The 14,717-nt window shown below is 65.0% G+C and carries 16 protein-coding genes; 3 read left to right on the forward strand and 13 right to left on the reverse strand.

What is annotated here, in order from left to right; genetic code table 11:
• Positions 1-301 precede the first annotated feature (301 nt).
• The 13 genes from OC446_RS26280 to OC446_RS26340 all read right to left on the reverse strand — a co-directional run bounded on the left by OC446_RS26280 (position 302) and on the right by OC446_RS26340 (position 11,435).
• The gene (locus tag OC446_RS26280; RefSeq protein WP_262031950.1) at positions 302-1,369 is read right to left on the reverse strand and encodes a 3-carboxy-cis,cis-muconate cycloisomerase; all 1,068 of its coding nucleotides are present in this window, start codon (positions 1,367-1,369) and stop codon (positions 302-304) included.
• Positions 1,370-1,382: 13 nt separating this feature from the next.
• Positions 1,383-2,588 carry a 3-oxoadipyl-CoA thiolase gene (pcaF, locus tag OC446_RS26285; RefSeq protein ID WP_262031951.1) on the reverse strand — a complete coding sequence of 402 codons (1,206 nt, stop codon included), beginning with the start codon at positions 2,586-2,588 and terminating at the stop codon, positions 1,383-1,385.
• 2 nt (positions 2,589-2,590) lie between these two features.
• Complete coding sequence (locus tag OC446_RS26290) at positions 2,591-3,379, reverse strand: CoA-transferase subunit beta (protein WP_262031952.1); 789 nt, start codon at positions 3,377-3,379, stop codon at positions 2,591-2,593.
• 2 nt (positions 3,380-3,381) lie between these two features.
• Entirely contained in the window at positions 3,382-4,227 is an 846-nt protein-coding gene (locus tag OC446_RS26295; RefSeq protein ID WP_262031953.1) for a CoA transferase subunit A, read from the reverse strand.
• A gap of 21 nt (positions 4,228-4,248) precedes the next feature.
• On the reverse strand, positions 4,249-4,875 hold the full coding sequence (pcaG, locus tag OC446_RS26300) for a protocatechuate 3,4-dioxygenase subunit alpha (RefSeq protein ID WP_262031954.1): 627 nt from the start codon (positions 4,873-4,875) through the stop codon (positions 4,249-4,251).
• Complete coding sequence (pcaH, locus tag OC446_RS26305) at positions 4,875-5,600, reverse strand: protocatechuate 3,4-dioxygenase subunit beta (protein ID WP_410055147.1); 726 nt, start codon at positions 5,598-5,600, stop codon at positions 4,875-4,877. Before pcaH ends, pcaG begins: the two co-directional genes overlap by 1 nt.
• Positions 5,601-5,627: 27 nt before the next feature.
• Positions 5,628-5,996, reverse strand: coding sequence for a 4-carboxymuconolactone decarboxylase (gene pcaC / locus OC446_RS26310; protein WP_262031965.1), 369 nt, complete (start codon positions 5,994-5,996; stop codon positions 5,628-5,630).
• A 31-nt stretch (positions 5,997-6,027) separates the two neighbouring features.
• Complete coding sequence (gene pcaD, locus OC446_RS26315; RefSeq protein ID WP_262031955.1) at positions 6,028-6,822, reverse strand: 3-oxoadipate enol-lactonase; 795 nt, start codon at positions 6,820-6,822, stop codon at positions 6,028-6,030.
• A gap of 8 nt (positions 6,823-6,830) precedes the next feature.
• Positions 6,831-7,547 (reverse strand): ABC transporter ATP-binding protein, encoded by a 717-nt coding sequence (locus OC446_RS26320; RefSeq protein WP_262031956.1) that lies wholly within the window; start codon positions 7,545-7,547, stop codon positions 6,831-6,833.
• On the reverse strand, positions 7,528-8,292 hold the full coding sequence (locus OC446_RS26325; RefSeq protein ID WP_262031957.1) for an ABC transporter ATP-binding protein: 765 nt from the start codon (positions 8,290-8,292) through the stop codon (positions 7,528-7,530). The genes OC446_RS26320 and OC446_RS26325 overlap by 20 nt, the downstream gene beginning before the upstream one ends.
• Positions 8,289-9,233, reverse strand: coding sequence for a branched-chain amino acid ABC transporter permease (locus tag OC446_RS26330; RefSeq protein ID WP_262031958.1), 945 nt, complete (start codon positions 9,231-9,233; stop codon positions 8,289-8,291). Before OC446_RS26330 ends, OC446_RS26325 begins: the two co-directional genes overlap by 4 nt.
• 70 nt (positions 9,234-9,303) lie before the next feature.
• A complete protein-coding gene (locus OC446_RS26335; RefSeq protein WP_262031959.1) occupies positions 9,304-10,167 on the reverse strand; it encodes a branched-chain amino acid ABC transporter permease in 864 nt (287 codons plus the stop codon).
• Positions 10,168-10,253: 86 nt separating this feature from the next.
• Positions 10,254-11,435 carry an ABC transporter substrate-binding protein gene (locus OC446_RS26340; protein ID WP_262031960.1) on the reverse strand — a complete coding sequence of 394 codons (1,182 nt, stop codon included), beginning with the start codon at positions 11,433-11,435 and terminating at the stop codon, positions 10,254-10,256.
• A gap of 176 nt (positions 11,436-11,611) precedes the next feature.
• On the opposite strand from OC446_RS26340, the gene OC446_RS26345 reads away from it, so the two are divergent.
• From OC446_RS26345 to OC446_RS26355, 3 genes are all read left to right on the forward strand, one after another.
• Positions 11,612-12,391 (forward strand): IclR family transcriptional regulator, encoded by a 780-nt coding sequence (locus OC446_RS26345; protein WP_262031961.1) that lies wholly within the window; start codon positions 11,612-11,614, stop codon positions 12,389-12,391.
• Between the two features lie 82 nt (positions 12,392-12,473).
• Entirely contained in the window at positions 12,474-13,823 is a 1,350-nt protein-coding gene (gene hemN, locus OC446_RS26350) for an oxygen-independent coproporphyrinogen III oxidase (RefSeq protein WP_262031962.1), read from the forward strand.
• Positions 13,824-13,941: 118 nt separating this feature from the next.
• On the forward strand, positions 13,942-14,717 hold a 776-nt coding region (locus tag OC446_RS26355; RefSeq protein WP_262031963.1), incomplete at its 3' end, for a cbb3-type cytochrome c oxidase subunit I.

A 14,717-nucleotide genomic window follows, 5' to 3' on the forward strand; every position in this document is an offset into this window, starting at 1 on the left:
TGCGACGCCTCGCGAAGCGCGCCCCTCGTCGGATCAGGCTGTGCAACGATATAGCTAAGGTTGCGCTGACTATCAAGAACAAAGAAAGAACAAAACACTGCGCCGCTCATCCCGCGCCGTCATGGCTTTCCCCGTTGCGGCCACCCACGTCTTCCATCGCTGCAAAGACGTGGATGGCCGGGTCTGATCCCCGGATCAAGTCCGGGGACGGCCATGACGTCGAGGGATTGCAAGCGCAGCCCTCATCCCGTCTCCCGAACGGGAGAGATGAGGCATATCTTCCTGTATCTTCTTTGGGCGCCTAAGTTCTGGCCGCCTTCGATGGCGCGAAGCTCATGGTGGCGATAAGGGCCTGGGCTTTGCTCAAAGCTGCGCCGGCGGACACGACCATCTGCGGCAGAACCATCCATTCGAGTGTCCAGGCCGCTCCCGAACGTTCGCCCTCATGCACCAGCGCCTGATGCAGGGTGCCGAGCATCCCGGCATTGAAGCGAGCGAGAGTCACCAGGACCTCCGCGGGAACTGGGTTGGACTTGTGCGGCATGGCGGACGAGCCGCCGCCCGTTGCAAGACTCACCTCGCCGACCTCGCTCTGCCCCATCAGGGCGATGTCCTGACCGATCTTGCCCAGGATCCCGGTGAGCAGCGACAGGAAGGCCCCGAACTCGCCGATCCTGTCGCGCTGGGAATGCCAGGAGGGCGAAAAACCAAGTTCGAGGATGTCAGCCATGGCATCGGCCACGCCATCGCCCTGCCCCTTCAGCTCGCCCCGGCTGCCGATAGGGCCGCCGAGCTGGATGACGAGCAGGCGCGGTGCGAGATCCTGCAAACGCTCACGGAGCCGCTCCAGCGGCTGGAGCCACGTGTCGATCTTGTCGGCTGCGGTAAACGGAAGCGCCTGCTGCATGCGGGTGTGCGCCATGAGGCGCGTCGCGCCGTCCCGGCGCTTCAACGCGTTGAGATTATGAACCAGCGTATCGAGGCGCTGCCCGAGGATCTCGACGACGCCCTTGAGGCGCAGGATCAGGGCCGTATCGATGATGTCTTGGCTCGTCGCCCCCAGGTGAACCGATTGAGCCTGAGCCGTGCCGACGGCGGCCCGCAGCTGCCTGACGAATTCCGGGACGATGACGCCGTCCCGAGCCAGACCGTCCGCGAGGCTGGGCCAGTCCGCCTGGAATTCGCGGCAGGTTTTGGCGATCCGCCCCGCAGCCTCCGGGGCGATCAGCCCGACCTTTGCCTCCGCCTCGGCCAGAGCGGCCTCGACACGCAGCATGGCGGCAAGCTCCGCCTCGTTGGAAAAGAACGCCCCTACCTCTCCGTCGCCGACGAGGGCCTGCAGAACGGGATGCGGAGGCGTCCATGTCATGGGGAGCTCCGCGTTACACGGCTTCGAGGGCCACGGCGATACCCTGCCCCACGCCGATGCACATGGTGGCGAGCGCACGCTTCTTGCCGCGCAGCTTCAGCTCCAAGGCCGCCGTGCCGGCGATGCGCGCGCCCGACATGCCGAGCGGATGGCCGAGCGCGATGGCGCCCCCGTTCGGGTTCACATGCTCCGCGTCCTCCGGAATGCCGAGCTCGCGCAGCACCGCGATGCCCTGGCTGGCGAAAGCCTCGTTCAGCTCGACGATGTCGAAATCCGTCGGCTTGAGACCGAGCCGTGCGCAGAGCTTCCGGGTCGCCGGCGCCGGCCCGATGCCCATGATGCGCGGCGCAACGCCGGCGGCGGCGCCGCCGACCACGCGGGCGATCGGCTCGAGCCCGAACTTCCGGACGGCGTCCTCGGATGCGACGATCAAGGCGGCCGAGCCGTCATTGACGCCCGAGGCATTGCCGGCCGTCACGGTTCCGTCCTTGCGGAACGGCGTCGGAAGCTTCGCGAGCTGCTCCAGGGTCGTGTCGCCGCGCGGGTGCTCGTCCTTGTCGACAACGACCGGGTCGCCCTTTCGCTTCGGGATCGTGACCGGTACGATCTCCTGCGCCAGACGTCCATTGGCCTGGGCAGCAGCCGCCTTCTTCTGCGAGCGCACGGCGAAGGCATCCTGGTCCTCGCGCGAGACGTTGAAGTCCGCCGCCACGTTCTCGCCGGTTTCCGGCATGGAATCGACGCCGTATTGGCTCTTGATCAACGGATTGATGAAGCGCCAGCCGATGGTGGTGTCGTAGATCTCCGCGTTGCGGGAGAAGGCCGTGTCGGCCTTGGGCATCACGAAGGGCGCGCGAGACATGGATTCGACGCCGCCCGCGATCATGATCTCGGCCTCGCCCGTCTTGATGGCGCGGGCCGCCGCTATGACGGCATCCATACCCGACCCGCAGAGGCGGTTCATGGTGGTTCCTGGAACCGAGCCAGGCAGGCCCGCCAGCAGCACGGCCATGCGGGCCACGTTGCGGTTGTCCTCGCCCGCCTGGTTGGCGCAGCCGTAGATCACGTCGTCGACGGCCTCGAAGTCGAGGTTCGGGAGGCGCTCCCGCAACGCCTTCAGCGGCACGGCCGCGAGATCGTCCGCGCGGACGCCGGAGAGAGAGCCGCCGTAACGGCCGATTGGCGTGCGCACATAGGCGCAGATATAGGCTTCACGCATGTTCAATGTCCCTTTTTGCCGCTGTGAGCTTTCTCGGTCCGGGCCTGAAGCTCGCGCAGGGTGGTGAGTTCGAGTTCGGTCGGCGGAGGCGTTTCCTCGAGGCGCTCCGAGAATCGCACCGTCCAGCCGCATGTTTCCTGCACCTTATCGCGGGTGACGCCGCGATGCATCGACACCACGGTGAATTCCTTCGTCTCCGGATCCGGCTTCCAAATCGCCAGATCCGTGATCAGGAGCGTCGGCCCCTTGGTCCTGATGCCCAGGCGCTCGCGATGGTTCCCGCCGTCGCCATGGCCGAAGGACGTGTAGAAGTCGATTTTCTCCACCATGCCGCGGGTCGCCTGCTTCATGGTGATGAACACCTCCTTGCAGGAACTGGCGATCTCCGGCGCGCCGCCGCCGCCGGGCAGGCGCACCTTGGGCTTATGATAATCGCCGATCACGGTGGTGTTGATGTTGCCGAAACGGTCGAGCTGGGCGGCACCCAGAAAGCCGATGGAAATACGTCCGCCCTGAAGCCAGTAGCGGAACATCTCCGGCACGGACACCGTGGTGACCGCCGTCTCGCACAATTCGCCGTCGCCGATGGAGAGCGGAAGCACGTTGGGCGCTGTGCCGATGGTGCCGCTCTCGTAGATCAGGGTGATGTCGGGCGCATGGGTCAGCCGGGCCACGTTGCAGGCCGCCGAGGGAGCCCCGATTCCGACGAAGCAGACATCGTCGTTCGAGAGGGCGCGGGCCGCCGCGATGGTCATCATCTCGTTGGGGGTGAAGTCGGAAAGGTTCGTCATCCTCACAGTCCCTTCACGCGCTCGGCGAATACCTCGGGGCCCCGGTCGAGCACGTTCTCCTTCATCCACGCGGTGAAGAGGTCCCGGTCGGCGGAAATCCTGTCCCATTCCAGATAGGCGGCGTTGTCCCGTTCGTAATAGCCATGGGTGTAGGACGGGTGCGCGCCGCCCGGCACCTCGACGACGGAGGTCACGGTCCAATGCGGCAGCACGCAGAGATTCGGATGCAGATCGTCGAAATCCTCCACGATCTCCTCGACCGTCACGACCGAGCGCCGGGATGCAAGGACCGCCTCCTTCTGCACGCCGACGATACCCTCCACCAGCACGTCGCCGCGCCGGCTCGCCTTCTGCGCGTGGATGACAGCCACATCGGGCCGATGCGCCGGTACGGCCGCGAGCTCCTCGCCCGTGAACGGACAGGTGATGCTCTTGATGGCCGGGTTCACCTCCTTGAGGCCCGCGCCGAGATAGCCCCGGAACACCGCGCAGGGCAGGCCTGCGGCGCCCGCCTCATAGGCGTTGGCCATGGCCGCATGGCTGTGCTCCACCGTCTCGATGGACCGGGGCCAGCCGTTCTCGATGGCGTCGCGCATCCGGCGCAGGAGGCCGACGCCGGGATTGCCTGCGTAGGAGAAGATCACCTTCTTCGCGAGGCCCATTCCGATCATCTGGTCGTAGACGATGTCCGGCGTCATGCGGATGAGCGTGAGGTCCTTGATCCCCTGCCGGATCACCTCATGGGCGGCCGCATGGGGAATGAGATGAGTGAACCCCTCGAAGGCGACCGTGTCGCCATCGCGCAGGTTCTCGGCAACAGCCTCCTTGAGGCTTTGGAACTTGGCCATGATATGCTTTCGGATCGGCAATCAGATGTCAAAAAAGACGGTTTCCCTCTCACCTTGCAGGTGAATGTCGAAGGTGTAGGTCGGCATTCCGTTCTCCTCGCTTCGCTGTGCGATGAGGGTCGGAACCCGGAACTTATGCTCGATGCGCGCCAGGACGGGGCATTTCGCGTTGGCGGCCTCCTCGTCGCCGAAATACATCCGCGTATGCAGCCCGATATTGATGCCCCGCGCCACGATCCAGAACGTGACGTGCGGCGCCATCGGGCGGCCGTCCCTGTAGGGCACACGGCCCGGCTTGATCGTCTCGAAGCGAAACTCGCCCGTCGTGGCGTCCGTCGGCTGGCGGCCCCATCCGGCGAAGTTCGGATCGGCCTGTCCCCGGGTCTCCTCGGGGCTGTTGTGGAGCCCCTCCGCGTCGGCCTGCCAGATCTCGACGAGCGCGTCCTTGATCGGGTTCCCGCTGCCGTCGAAGATGCGGCCCTTGACGATGATCCGCTCCCCTTTCGTATCGGGGCCGACGAGGACGAGGCCCAGGTCCTCCTTCCACACGCCGGTGATCTCGACCCAGTTCGGGGTCGCGCCGATATGGACGTAAGGTCCGGCGGTCTGGGAGGGCGATTCCTTCAGGGTCGTCAGGTTCTGGAACATCAGTTCCCCTCCATCCTGTTCTCGAACATCGTGGAACGGCGCCCGCGCAGGACGATGTCGAACTTGTAGGCGAGCGCGTCCATGGGCAGCGTGGCGTTGCGGTCGAGAACCGCGGTCAGCTGGTCGATGGCGGCCTTGTCGGAGATGGTCGAGACGATCGGGCATTGCCAGATCATCGGGTCGCCCTCGAAGTACATCTGCGTGATCAGGCGCTGCGCGAAGGCATGGCCGAAGAGCGAGAAGTGGATATGGGCCGGACGCCAGTCGTTGACGCCGTTCGGCCAGGGATAGGCGCCCGGTTTGATGGTGCGGAACCAGTACCGCCCCTCCTCGTCCGTGATCGTGCGGCCGCAGCCGCCGAAATTCGGATCGATGGCGGCGAGGTACGTCTCCTTCTTGTGCCGGTAGCGTCCCCCCGCATTGGCCTGCCAGAACTCCACCAGGGCGCCGGGCACCGGGCGGGCATTCTCGTCCAGCACGCGGCCATAGACGATGATGCGCTGGCCGATCGGATCTCCTGTCTTGGCGAAGTTGCGGATCAGGTCGTTGTCGAGCGGCCCGATCTTGTCATGCCCGAACCGCGGCCCGGTCATCTCCGAGAGGGTGTTGTCGAGCGACAGCAGCGGGTATCGCGGCGAACGCAGCACCGAGGTCTTGTATTGCGGCGTGAGCGCGGCCGGATGCCAGCTCCGGTCCCGCTGATGATATGATCCTTGATCCGACATTGCGGCTCTCCCTCGCAGCCCGTCCTCCTATTCGTGAGGTTCGGGATCTGCTTCCATTTCGGCGAAGGTCTTCTTGACGATCTTGATGGCGTGATTGGCCGCCGGCACTCCCGCATAGACGGCTACGTGCAGCAGCGCTTCCTTGATGTCCTCCTTGGTCGCGCCGGTGTTGCGCGTCGCACGGACATGCATGGCGACCTCGTCGTCCTGCCCGAGCGCCGCCAGCAGCGCGATGGTCACGATGGAGCGCTCGCGCTTGGTGAATCCAGGACGCGCCCAGACCGATCCCCAGGCGCCCTCCGTGATGAAGGTCTGGAAGTCGGCGTCGAACTCCGTCATCTGGGCGCTCGCCCGGTCCACATGGACGTCGCCGAGCACCTGGCGGCGCACCGCCATTCCGGCCTTGTAGCGTTCGCTGCGTTCGTTCTCAGACAAGTCCCGCCTCCTGGAGGTGCCGGTCGATGAGGTTCGACAGGACGGTGGGTTTCTCGACGCAGGGGATGTGCCCTGCCCCGTCGATCAGCGCGAACCGCGCGCCGGCAATGAGATCGGCCGTGCCTCTGACCACGTCCGCGGGCGTCGAGCCGTCCTGGTCGCCGGCGATACACAGGGTCGGAACGGCGATCCGGACGGCATCGGGCCTCAGATCCGCGTCGCGGATCGCCGCGCAGGTGCCGGCATAGCCATGGGCCGGCGTGCGGACCAGCATGTTGCGCCAGCCTGCGACCACGTCCGCGTGGGTTTCACGGAACAGGGGCGTGAACCAGCGCTGCAGCACATTGTCGGTGATCGGCTCGATCCCGCCGCTTTCGACGGCGGCGATGCGCTCCGCCCAGGTCTCCGGCGTCCCGATCTTCGCCGCCGTGCAGCAGAGCGCGAGAGCCTGCACGCGTTCGGGAGACCGCACCGCCAGGCGTTGCGCGATCATCCCTCCGACCGACAGGCCGACCAAGGCGGCGCTGTCGATCTTCAAGTGGTCGAGAAGCGCGATCAGATCATCCGTATGATCATCCAGGGTGTAGGGCGCGGGCGGGGCGTCCGAGAGGCCATGGCCGCGCTTGTCGTAGAGAACGACACGGAACCGGTCCGTGAAGGCGGACACGACCTCCTGCCAGATGCGGAAATCGCTGCCCAGCGAATTGATGAAGACGAGGGCCGGGCCATCGGCCCGGCCGAGCTGCTGATGATGCAGAACGATTCCATTGACGCGTGTGAATGCCATGCCCCACCTCAATGCAGCGAGCCGACGCCGATGTAATGCTCGACCAGCCCCTGGTCGGCGCGCAGAGCCTCGCTCGTTCCCTGCCAGGCGATCCGCCCGCGCTCCAGGATCAGGACCGATTCCGCGAAGTCGAGTGCGCTTTCCAGCCGCTGCTCGACGAGAAGGATCGTCATCTCGCCACTGGAGGCGAGCCGCGTGAAGGCTGCCATGAGTTCCTCGCAGATGACGGGCGCCAATCCTTCGAGCGGCTCGTCGAGAAGCAGCACCGAGGGGCGCCCGAGGATGGTCCGGGCGGTCGAGAGCATCTGCTGCTCGCCGCCGGACAATTGCCAGCCGAGATTGCCGCGCCGCTCATGGAGACGCGGGAACATCTCGTAGGCTTCCTGGATGACGCTGCGCGGCCGGTCCTTGATGCCGACGATCAGGTTCTCCTCGACGGTCAGCGAACGGAAGATGTCGCGCGTCTGCGGCACGAGCCCGACGCCACGCCGCGCCCGCTCGGAGCTCTTGAGCGACGCGATGTCCGCGCCGCCGACCAGGATCTCGCCGCTGTAGCGTCGGTTCAGGCCCATGAGGGTCGACAGCAGTGTCGTTTTTCCCATCCCGTTCCGGCCGAGGATAGACAGTCGCGCACCGGACGGCACGGAGAACGAAACGTCCTCCAGGACGATCGTCGGGCCGTAGCCCGCGCTCAGTTGGCGAACGTCAAGCGACGCTGCGGGCATGGGCATAATTCCCCAGATAGGCCTCACGGACCTTCTCGTTGGCGGCGACGTCCGAGGGCATACCCTCGAAGATGATCTCGCCAGCCGCGAGGACGACCACGCGCTTGGCGAAACGGAAGACGAGATCCATGTCGTGCTCGATCATGAGCACGGCGAGACTCGGCGGCAGGCGCTCCAGCGCCTGTTCGATCCTCGGCGTATCGCTGGACGGCACACCGGCTGCCGGCTCGTCGAGAAGCAGGACCTTCGGTTGAAGCGCCAGTGCGATGCCGATCTCCAGCAGGCGCTGCTGGCCATAGGCGATCTCGCCGACCCTCCGCCGGGCCACGTCCAGCAATCCAAGGGTGGACAGGATGCTCTCGACCTCCCCCGACACTTCCGAATTGCCGGTGAACCGGCTCAGGATGCGAGTCGCCTTCCCCTCACGCTGCAGCACGGTCAGCGTCACATGCTCTTCCGGGGTCATCTGCGAAAACAGTCGCGTGACCTGGAAGGTTCGAACCAGCCCTTTGCGAACCCGCGGCACGGCACCGAAGCGGGTGACGTCTTCTCCATTGAGGACGACACGCCCGGCGCTCGGGCGGATCTGCCCGGTCACGAGATTCACGAAGGTGGTCTTCCCGGCGCCGTTCGGCCCGATGAGGGCGAGCCGCTCGCCCGCCGGCATCGACAGCGAGATGTTCCGGCTGACGGCGAGGCCGCCGAAATTCTTGGTCAGGCCTTCGACGCGAAAGAGGTCGCTCATGTCCGACCTCCCTTGGCGCGTTTCCCGGTCCCGAGGAGTGTTTCGTAGAGGCCAGTCAGGCCACCGGGCGCCGCGAGCACGACGGCGATCAGCAACGCTCCGACCATCGTCATCCAATGGAATGGGTTGATGGCGGAGACGACATGCTCGAAGCCCATGAAGATGACCGTCCCGACGAGCGCGCCGTAAAGGGTGCCGAGCCCGCCGAGCACCAGCATGACCAGCGCATTGGCGGACAGCTCGAAGCTGACGCTGTCGAGGCCGACCACCTGGGTGGAGATCGCGGCCAATGCGCCGCCCGTTCCGGCCACCGCTCCCGAGATCACGAACATCTTCAAGAGCACCGGAAACACATAGGATCCCATGGCACGGATGCGGACCGGGTCCTGCTTGATGCCCCGACACAGCATGCCGAACGGCGACGAGACGATAAATTTCAAGACGACGAAGACGACGACCAGCAGCGCGAGCCCGAAAAGATAGGCGGTGCGGCCCCAGAGGTCGAACTCGAACACGCCGAACAGAGGACTCACCATCAGGCCCGCAAGCCCGTCGCTTCCTCCCGTATAGGCGGATGCCTTGTTGGCGGCCTCATGGAAGAGCTGGACGATGGCGATGGACAGGACGAGCTGGGCCAGGCCATGGGCGCGCAGCATGATCGTGCCCATGAGAAGTCCCGCCATGGCCCCTGCGACGGCCCCGATGGCGACGAGCGTCACGGGTTCGGTCACACCGTTCACGCAGGCGATCCCGGCAGCATAGGCACCCGCTCCGAAAAGGGACGCTTGCCCGAGGGAGGCCACGCCGCAATAGCCCGTGATGAGATCGAGGGAGAGGACGAGAAGCGCCACCGCGATGACGCGGGTCAGAAGCGCGAGGTTGTCCGGGAACAGCCAGTACCCCGCGAGGCCCGCGGCGATGATCAGGATCACGCCGGCCATGTCCCGCAGCCATCGGGCTCCTATGGATGGGGCGGCAGCGATTCTCTCTGCTTGCGTGAGGACCCGCACGTTACTGAGCCCTTCCGAAGAAGCCGCGCGGGAACACGCAGACGATGGCGATGACGGCCGCATAGAAGAAGAAGTTGCCGAACTCGGGCATCAAATAGCGGCCCGTTGTGTCGACGGCACCGAGTAGGAGGCAGGCGACTACGGCGCCCGGGATGGATCCCGCCCCGCCGACCGACACGACGACGAGGAACGTCACCATGTAGCGGAGCGCGTAGTAGGGCTCGATCGGCAGGAACTCGGCCCCGACCACGCCGCCGAGCGCCGCCAGACCGATGGCGATGGCGAAGCTGATCGCATAAATCACCTGCGTTCGCACGCCGAGCGCATCGGCCATGGCCGCATTGTCGACCGTGGCCCGCAGCTTGATGCCGAAATCGGTTTTCTCGATCAGGTACCAGAGGCCGCCGGCCACCACGACGCCACAGGCCATGACGAACAGGCGATGCCCGGCGATGGTGCGGATTCCCACGTCCACGGGCTGGCTCAGGCTGCCCGGCAAAGGAATGGACTTGAGGGTCGGGCCGAAGAAGTAGTTGGTGATGCCGATGATGCAGAACGTGATGCCGATGGTCATCAGCACCTGGGTGAGTTCGGGGCTGCCGTAGATCCGGCGATAGAGAAGACGCTCCAGGGGAATGGAGATGATGACCGTGCCGATGATCGCCAGAAAAATGGCGACTGCATAGCCCAGGCCGAGGTCACGGGCCGCGTAGGAGGCGATGTATCCCGCGATCATCGCGAAGGCGCCATGCGCTAGGTTCACCACCCGCATCAGCCCCATCGTGAGCGACAGGCCGATGCAGATGATGAACAGAGCCATGCCGTAAGCAAAGGCGTCGATCGCGATGCTGAGGATGGTCTGCATGAAGAATCCCGGGCGCTTGGCCGTTCTGCCGATGAGAAGACGCGGCGTCGGATGGCCGCGTCTCCCGAATTGCCGAAGTCAGATTCTCACTGGGTCGCGAGGCCCGGGTCCTTCTGGTTCGGGAAGGTCTGAATTTCCTTGTTGTAGGTCTTGCCGTCGGCGCCCTTGGTGACCTCGCGGAGATAGATGTTCTCCGTGATGTGACGCGTCTCGGCGTCGATGCTCACCGGCCCGCGCGGGCTCGTCCAGGACAGGCCCTTCACCGCATCCACGGCTTTCTGGGCATCCTGTTTGCCGTCCGTCGCCTCGATCATCTTGTAGATCACATGCATGCCGTCATAGGCCCCGACCGACGGGAACGAGAGCTGATCGGCACCGCCGATGGCCTTGCTCGCCGCTTCGACGAACGTCTTGTTTTCCGGCGAGTCGTGCGACACGGCATAATGGAAGGTCGTCATCAGGCCGAGGGCGCCGTCGCCGAGCGCCGGCAGGTCGGATTCCTGCGTGAGGTCGCCAGGCGCGAAGAACTTGATCCCCGCCTGCTTGAGCCCCGTTTCATTATAGGCCTTTACGAAGCCGAGGGTCGTCGGACCGGACGGAAGGAAGGCGAAGACAGCCTCGGCGCCCGAATCCCGGATGCGCTGCATGATCGGGCTGAAATCGTTGGTGTTCAGCGGCATGCGAATGGCCTCGACCACCTGGCCGCCGGCAGCCTCGAAGGCCTTCTTGAACGCCACCTCCGCGTCGACGCCTGGACCGTAATCGCTGACTGCCGAGATGACCTTCTTCACGCCGCGCTCGACGGCGATCTTGCCGAGCGGCGTCGTCGTCTGCGCCGTGGTGAAGGACGTGCGCACCACGAGGGGAGACTGGGTCATGATGGCGGAAGTCGCAGCGTTGAAGATCACGAGCGGCACGTTCGCCTGCTTGAGCAGGGGCGTGATGGCCATGGCGTCCGGAGTGAAATAGACGCCGCCAAGATACTGCACCTTATCCTTCACCACCAGTTCCTGCGCCAGGGCGCGGGACTGCGCCGGGTTGGCAGCCGGAAGGTCGCGGTAGATCACCTCAATGTCGTGACCTTTCACGGACTTGCCGTTCAGCGCCATGTAGGCCTCGACGCCGGCCTGGAAGTTCTTGCCCTGCAAGGCGAAGGGGCCGGAGAATGGGCCGATGATCCCAACCTTGATCGTATCGGCATAGGCAGAGACCGTGCCGGCCAGCAGAGCGCCGATGGCAGCGCCGAGAACCTTCCTTGAAACTTTCATTCCCTTCCTCCCTCAGAGCTGCCTCGATCTCATTGCATCGGATCGCGGTTTTCTCATCCTATCGTCTAGCCTTTTGTGCGCTTCGCGAACATTGAAAGCTATATCGCACATGTAGTATGATTTGGCGAGGTGGTGTCAAGGCTACCAAAGTTCACCATACTCCTTTGGAGACCGTGATGCAGGGTGACGACTTCGAAGATCAGGGCAGCGATCGGGACTTCGTCGCCAGTCTCGAAAAGGGCCTCCTCGTCATCGAGGCCTTCGACGCCAGCAGACCGCGCCTCACCCTATCGGAGGTAGCGAAGCTGACCGGCATCACCCGGGCGGCCGCCCGCCGCTATCTCCTGACGCTCACCAAGCTAAGCTATGCGGATTTCGACGGGCGCTATTTCTCCTTAAGTCCACGCATTCTCAGGCTCGGCTACGCCTATCTCTCATCCGCCTCGCTCTCCACCCGCGTGCAGCCCTTCCTCGAACAGATTTCGGAAGCGACGGGCGAATCGAGCTCGGCGGCGATCCTGGACGGAGACGACATCGTCTACATCGCCCGTTCCGCGACACGGCGGATCATGTCCATCGGCCTCGGTGTCGGAAGCCGGCTGCCGGTCTATTGCACCTCGCTCGGCCGGGCCATCCTGGCCTACCAGTCCGAGGACACGATCATTGCCTATCTCGCGCGCGTGCGCCTGGAGGCGCGGACACCGAAGACCGTCACCGACAAGGCAGAGCTCCACGACGTTTTGAGATCCACTCGGGAGCAGGGCTTCGCCATCGTCAACGAAGAGCTGGAATTCGGCCTGCGCTCCATCGCCGTGCCGGTGATCCAGAAGAGCGGCCAGGTGACCATTGCCCTTAATCTCAGCGCCCAGGCCGGGCGCGTGTCGGCGGACGAGATGCGGGAACGCTTCCTACCCTCCCTGAGGGCGGCAAGCGAGTCGCTGCGGTACCTGATCTAGGCACGAGAGACCGTTCTGCGCCCGACGGAGCCTTTGATTCAGATCAAGGCTCCCGGATGGGCCATCATGCAAGGGTTCGGCCATGACACCCGAACTCATCGCCCGCTACGACCAGCGCGTCCCGCGCTACACCAGCTACCCGACGGCGCCGCACTTTAAGCCGGACGTCACGGCCGAAACCTATGCGTCCTGGCTGGCGGAACTGGCGCCGGACAAGCCGGTGTCGCTCTATCTGCACGTGCCGTTCTGCGCGGAGCTCTGTCTCTATTGCGGGTGCAACACCGCCGTGAGCCGAAGCTACAAGGCCGTTGCCGCCTATGTGGAGTGCCTGGAGCGGGAGATCGATCTCGTGGCGCGCCACCTGCCCGGCCGCATGGGCGTCGCCCATATCCATTGGGGCGGCGGGACGCCGACCATCCTGTCTCCCGAGGACCTCCAGCGGGTCTCGCGCCATCTCGGCCGGGCCTTCGCGATCAGGCCGGAGGCCGAGATCGCCGTCGAGATCGACCCACGGACCATCACCCCGGAGCATGTGGAGGCTCTTGCCGCGTCCGGCCTCAACCGGGCGAGCCTCGGCGTCCAGGATTTCGACCCGAAGGTGCAGGAGACCATCCGGCGCATTCAATCATTCGAACAGACGGCGCAAGTCGCGTCCTGGCTCCGGGAGGCGGGGGTGGGCGGCCTGAACCTCGACCTGATGTATGGTCTGCCCTACCAGAGCGTCGAGAGTGTGAAGCGCTCCATCGACCTCGCCCTGAGGCTCGATCCGGACCGGATCGCGCTGTTCGGCTACGCCCATGTTCCCTGGATGAAGCGCCATCAGGCGCTCCTGCCAGAGGTGTCGCTTCCCGATTCCGTCGCGCGCGTGGAGCAGCGCGAGGCCGCCACCGAGGCGTTCATCCGCGCGGGCTATGTCCAGATCGGCCTCGACCACTTCGCCCGGCCCGACGATCCGATGGCGATCCGCCAGAAGGACGGGCGGCTTCATCGCAACTTCCAGGGCTACACCACCGACGAGGCGACGGCGCTGATCGGCTTCGGCACCTCGGCCATCGGCTCCCTGCCCCAGGGCTACATCCAGAACGCACCGACCACGGTCGCCTATCGCGAGGCGGTTCTGAAGGGTCGGCTCCCCATCGTGCGCGGCGTCGCCCTGTCGGATGACGATCGCCTGCGCCGCGCGATCATCGAACGCCTGATGTGCGACTTCTCGGTGGACCTCGACGACGTCGCGTCGGAGTTTCGCTCAAGCGCCGATGGCTTCAGGCCTGAGATCGATGCCATCGATGCGTTGGCGCGGGACGGGCTTGTCGCTCGCGACGGCCTGACCCTGACGATCCCGGATGAAGGCCGCGCCCTCGTCCGCAACGTCTGCGCCGTCTTCGACCGCTATCTCGAAAGCGGCGCCCAGCGGCATTCCCGCGCCCTGTAGGGCACGGCCGTCCGGGGCGTTTGATCTGGGTCAATGCCCCCTCTCCTCCCGACACGTAAACGAATTGACTGACGGCGAAGCTCACCGCATCGCCGATTTTCTCAAAAGGTTGAAGCCTATGGCTCAAGCGGTAGCACCCTCAAAGGGCATGACATTCGGCGAGATGGGCTCGGCCCTGGCCCTCGCCGGACTGGCGTTCCTCAGCATCATCATCGCGGCGAAGGCCTATACGCCCGAATACGCCTTCCACGCCTATCTCTTTGCAGCCGCCAGCGTGGCTGCCGTGTTCGCCATCGTGAACCGGTACTACGAGCGTCCCGCGGAACTGCCCCCGCTGACCATCGGCGGCAAGCCGAACTACAACATGGATCCGGTGAAGTTCGGAACGATCGCCTCCATCGTCTGGGGCATCGCCGGCTTTACCATCGGATTGCTGATCGCCCTCCAGCTCGCCTTTCCAGCGCTCAACTTCGACACCGCATGGCTGTCCTTCGGCCGTATGCGCCCGCTGCACACGTCGGCGGTGATCTTCGCCTTCGGCGGCAACGTGCTCATCGCCAGCTCGTTCTACGTGGTGCAGCGCACCTGCCGCGCGCGGCTCGCCGGCGACATCGCTCCCTGGTTCGTGGTGCTGGGCTACAACTTCTTCATCGTCATTGCCGGCACGGGCTACCTGCTCGGCATCACCCAGGGCAAGGAATATGCCGAGCCCGAATGGTATGCGGACCTGTTCCTGACCATCGTGTGGGTGACCTACTTCCTGGTCTTCCTCGGCACGATCATGCGCCGCAAGGAGCCGCATATCTATGTGGCGAACTGGTTCTATCTCGCCTTCATCCTGACCATCGCGGTCCTGCATCTCGGCAACAACGCATCGATCCCCGTGTCGATCTT

Origin of the sequence: Microvirga sp. Mcv34, assembly GCF_024519725.1 — a bacterium.
Lineage (GTDB): Bacteria > Pseudomonadota > Alphaproteobacteria > Rhizobiales > Beijerinckiaceae > Microvirga.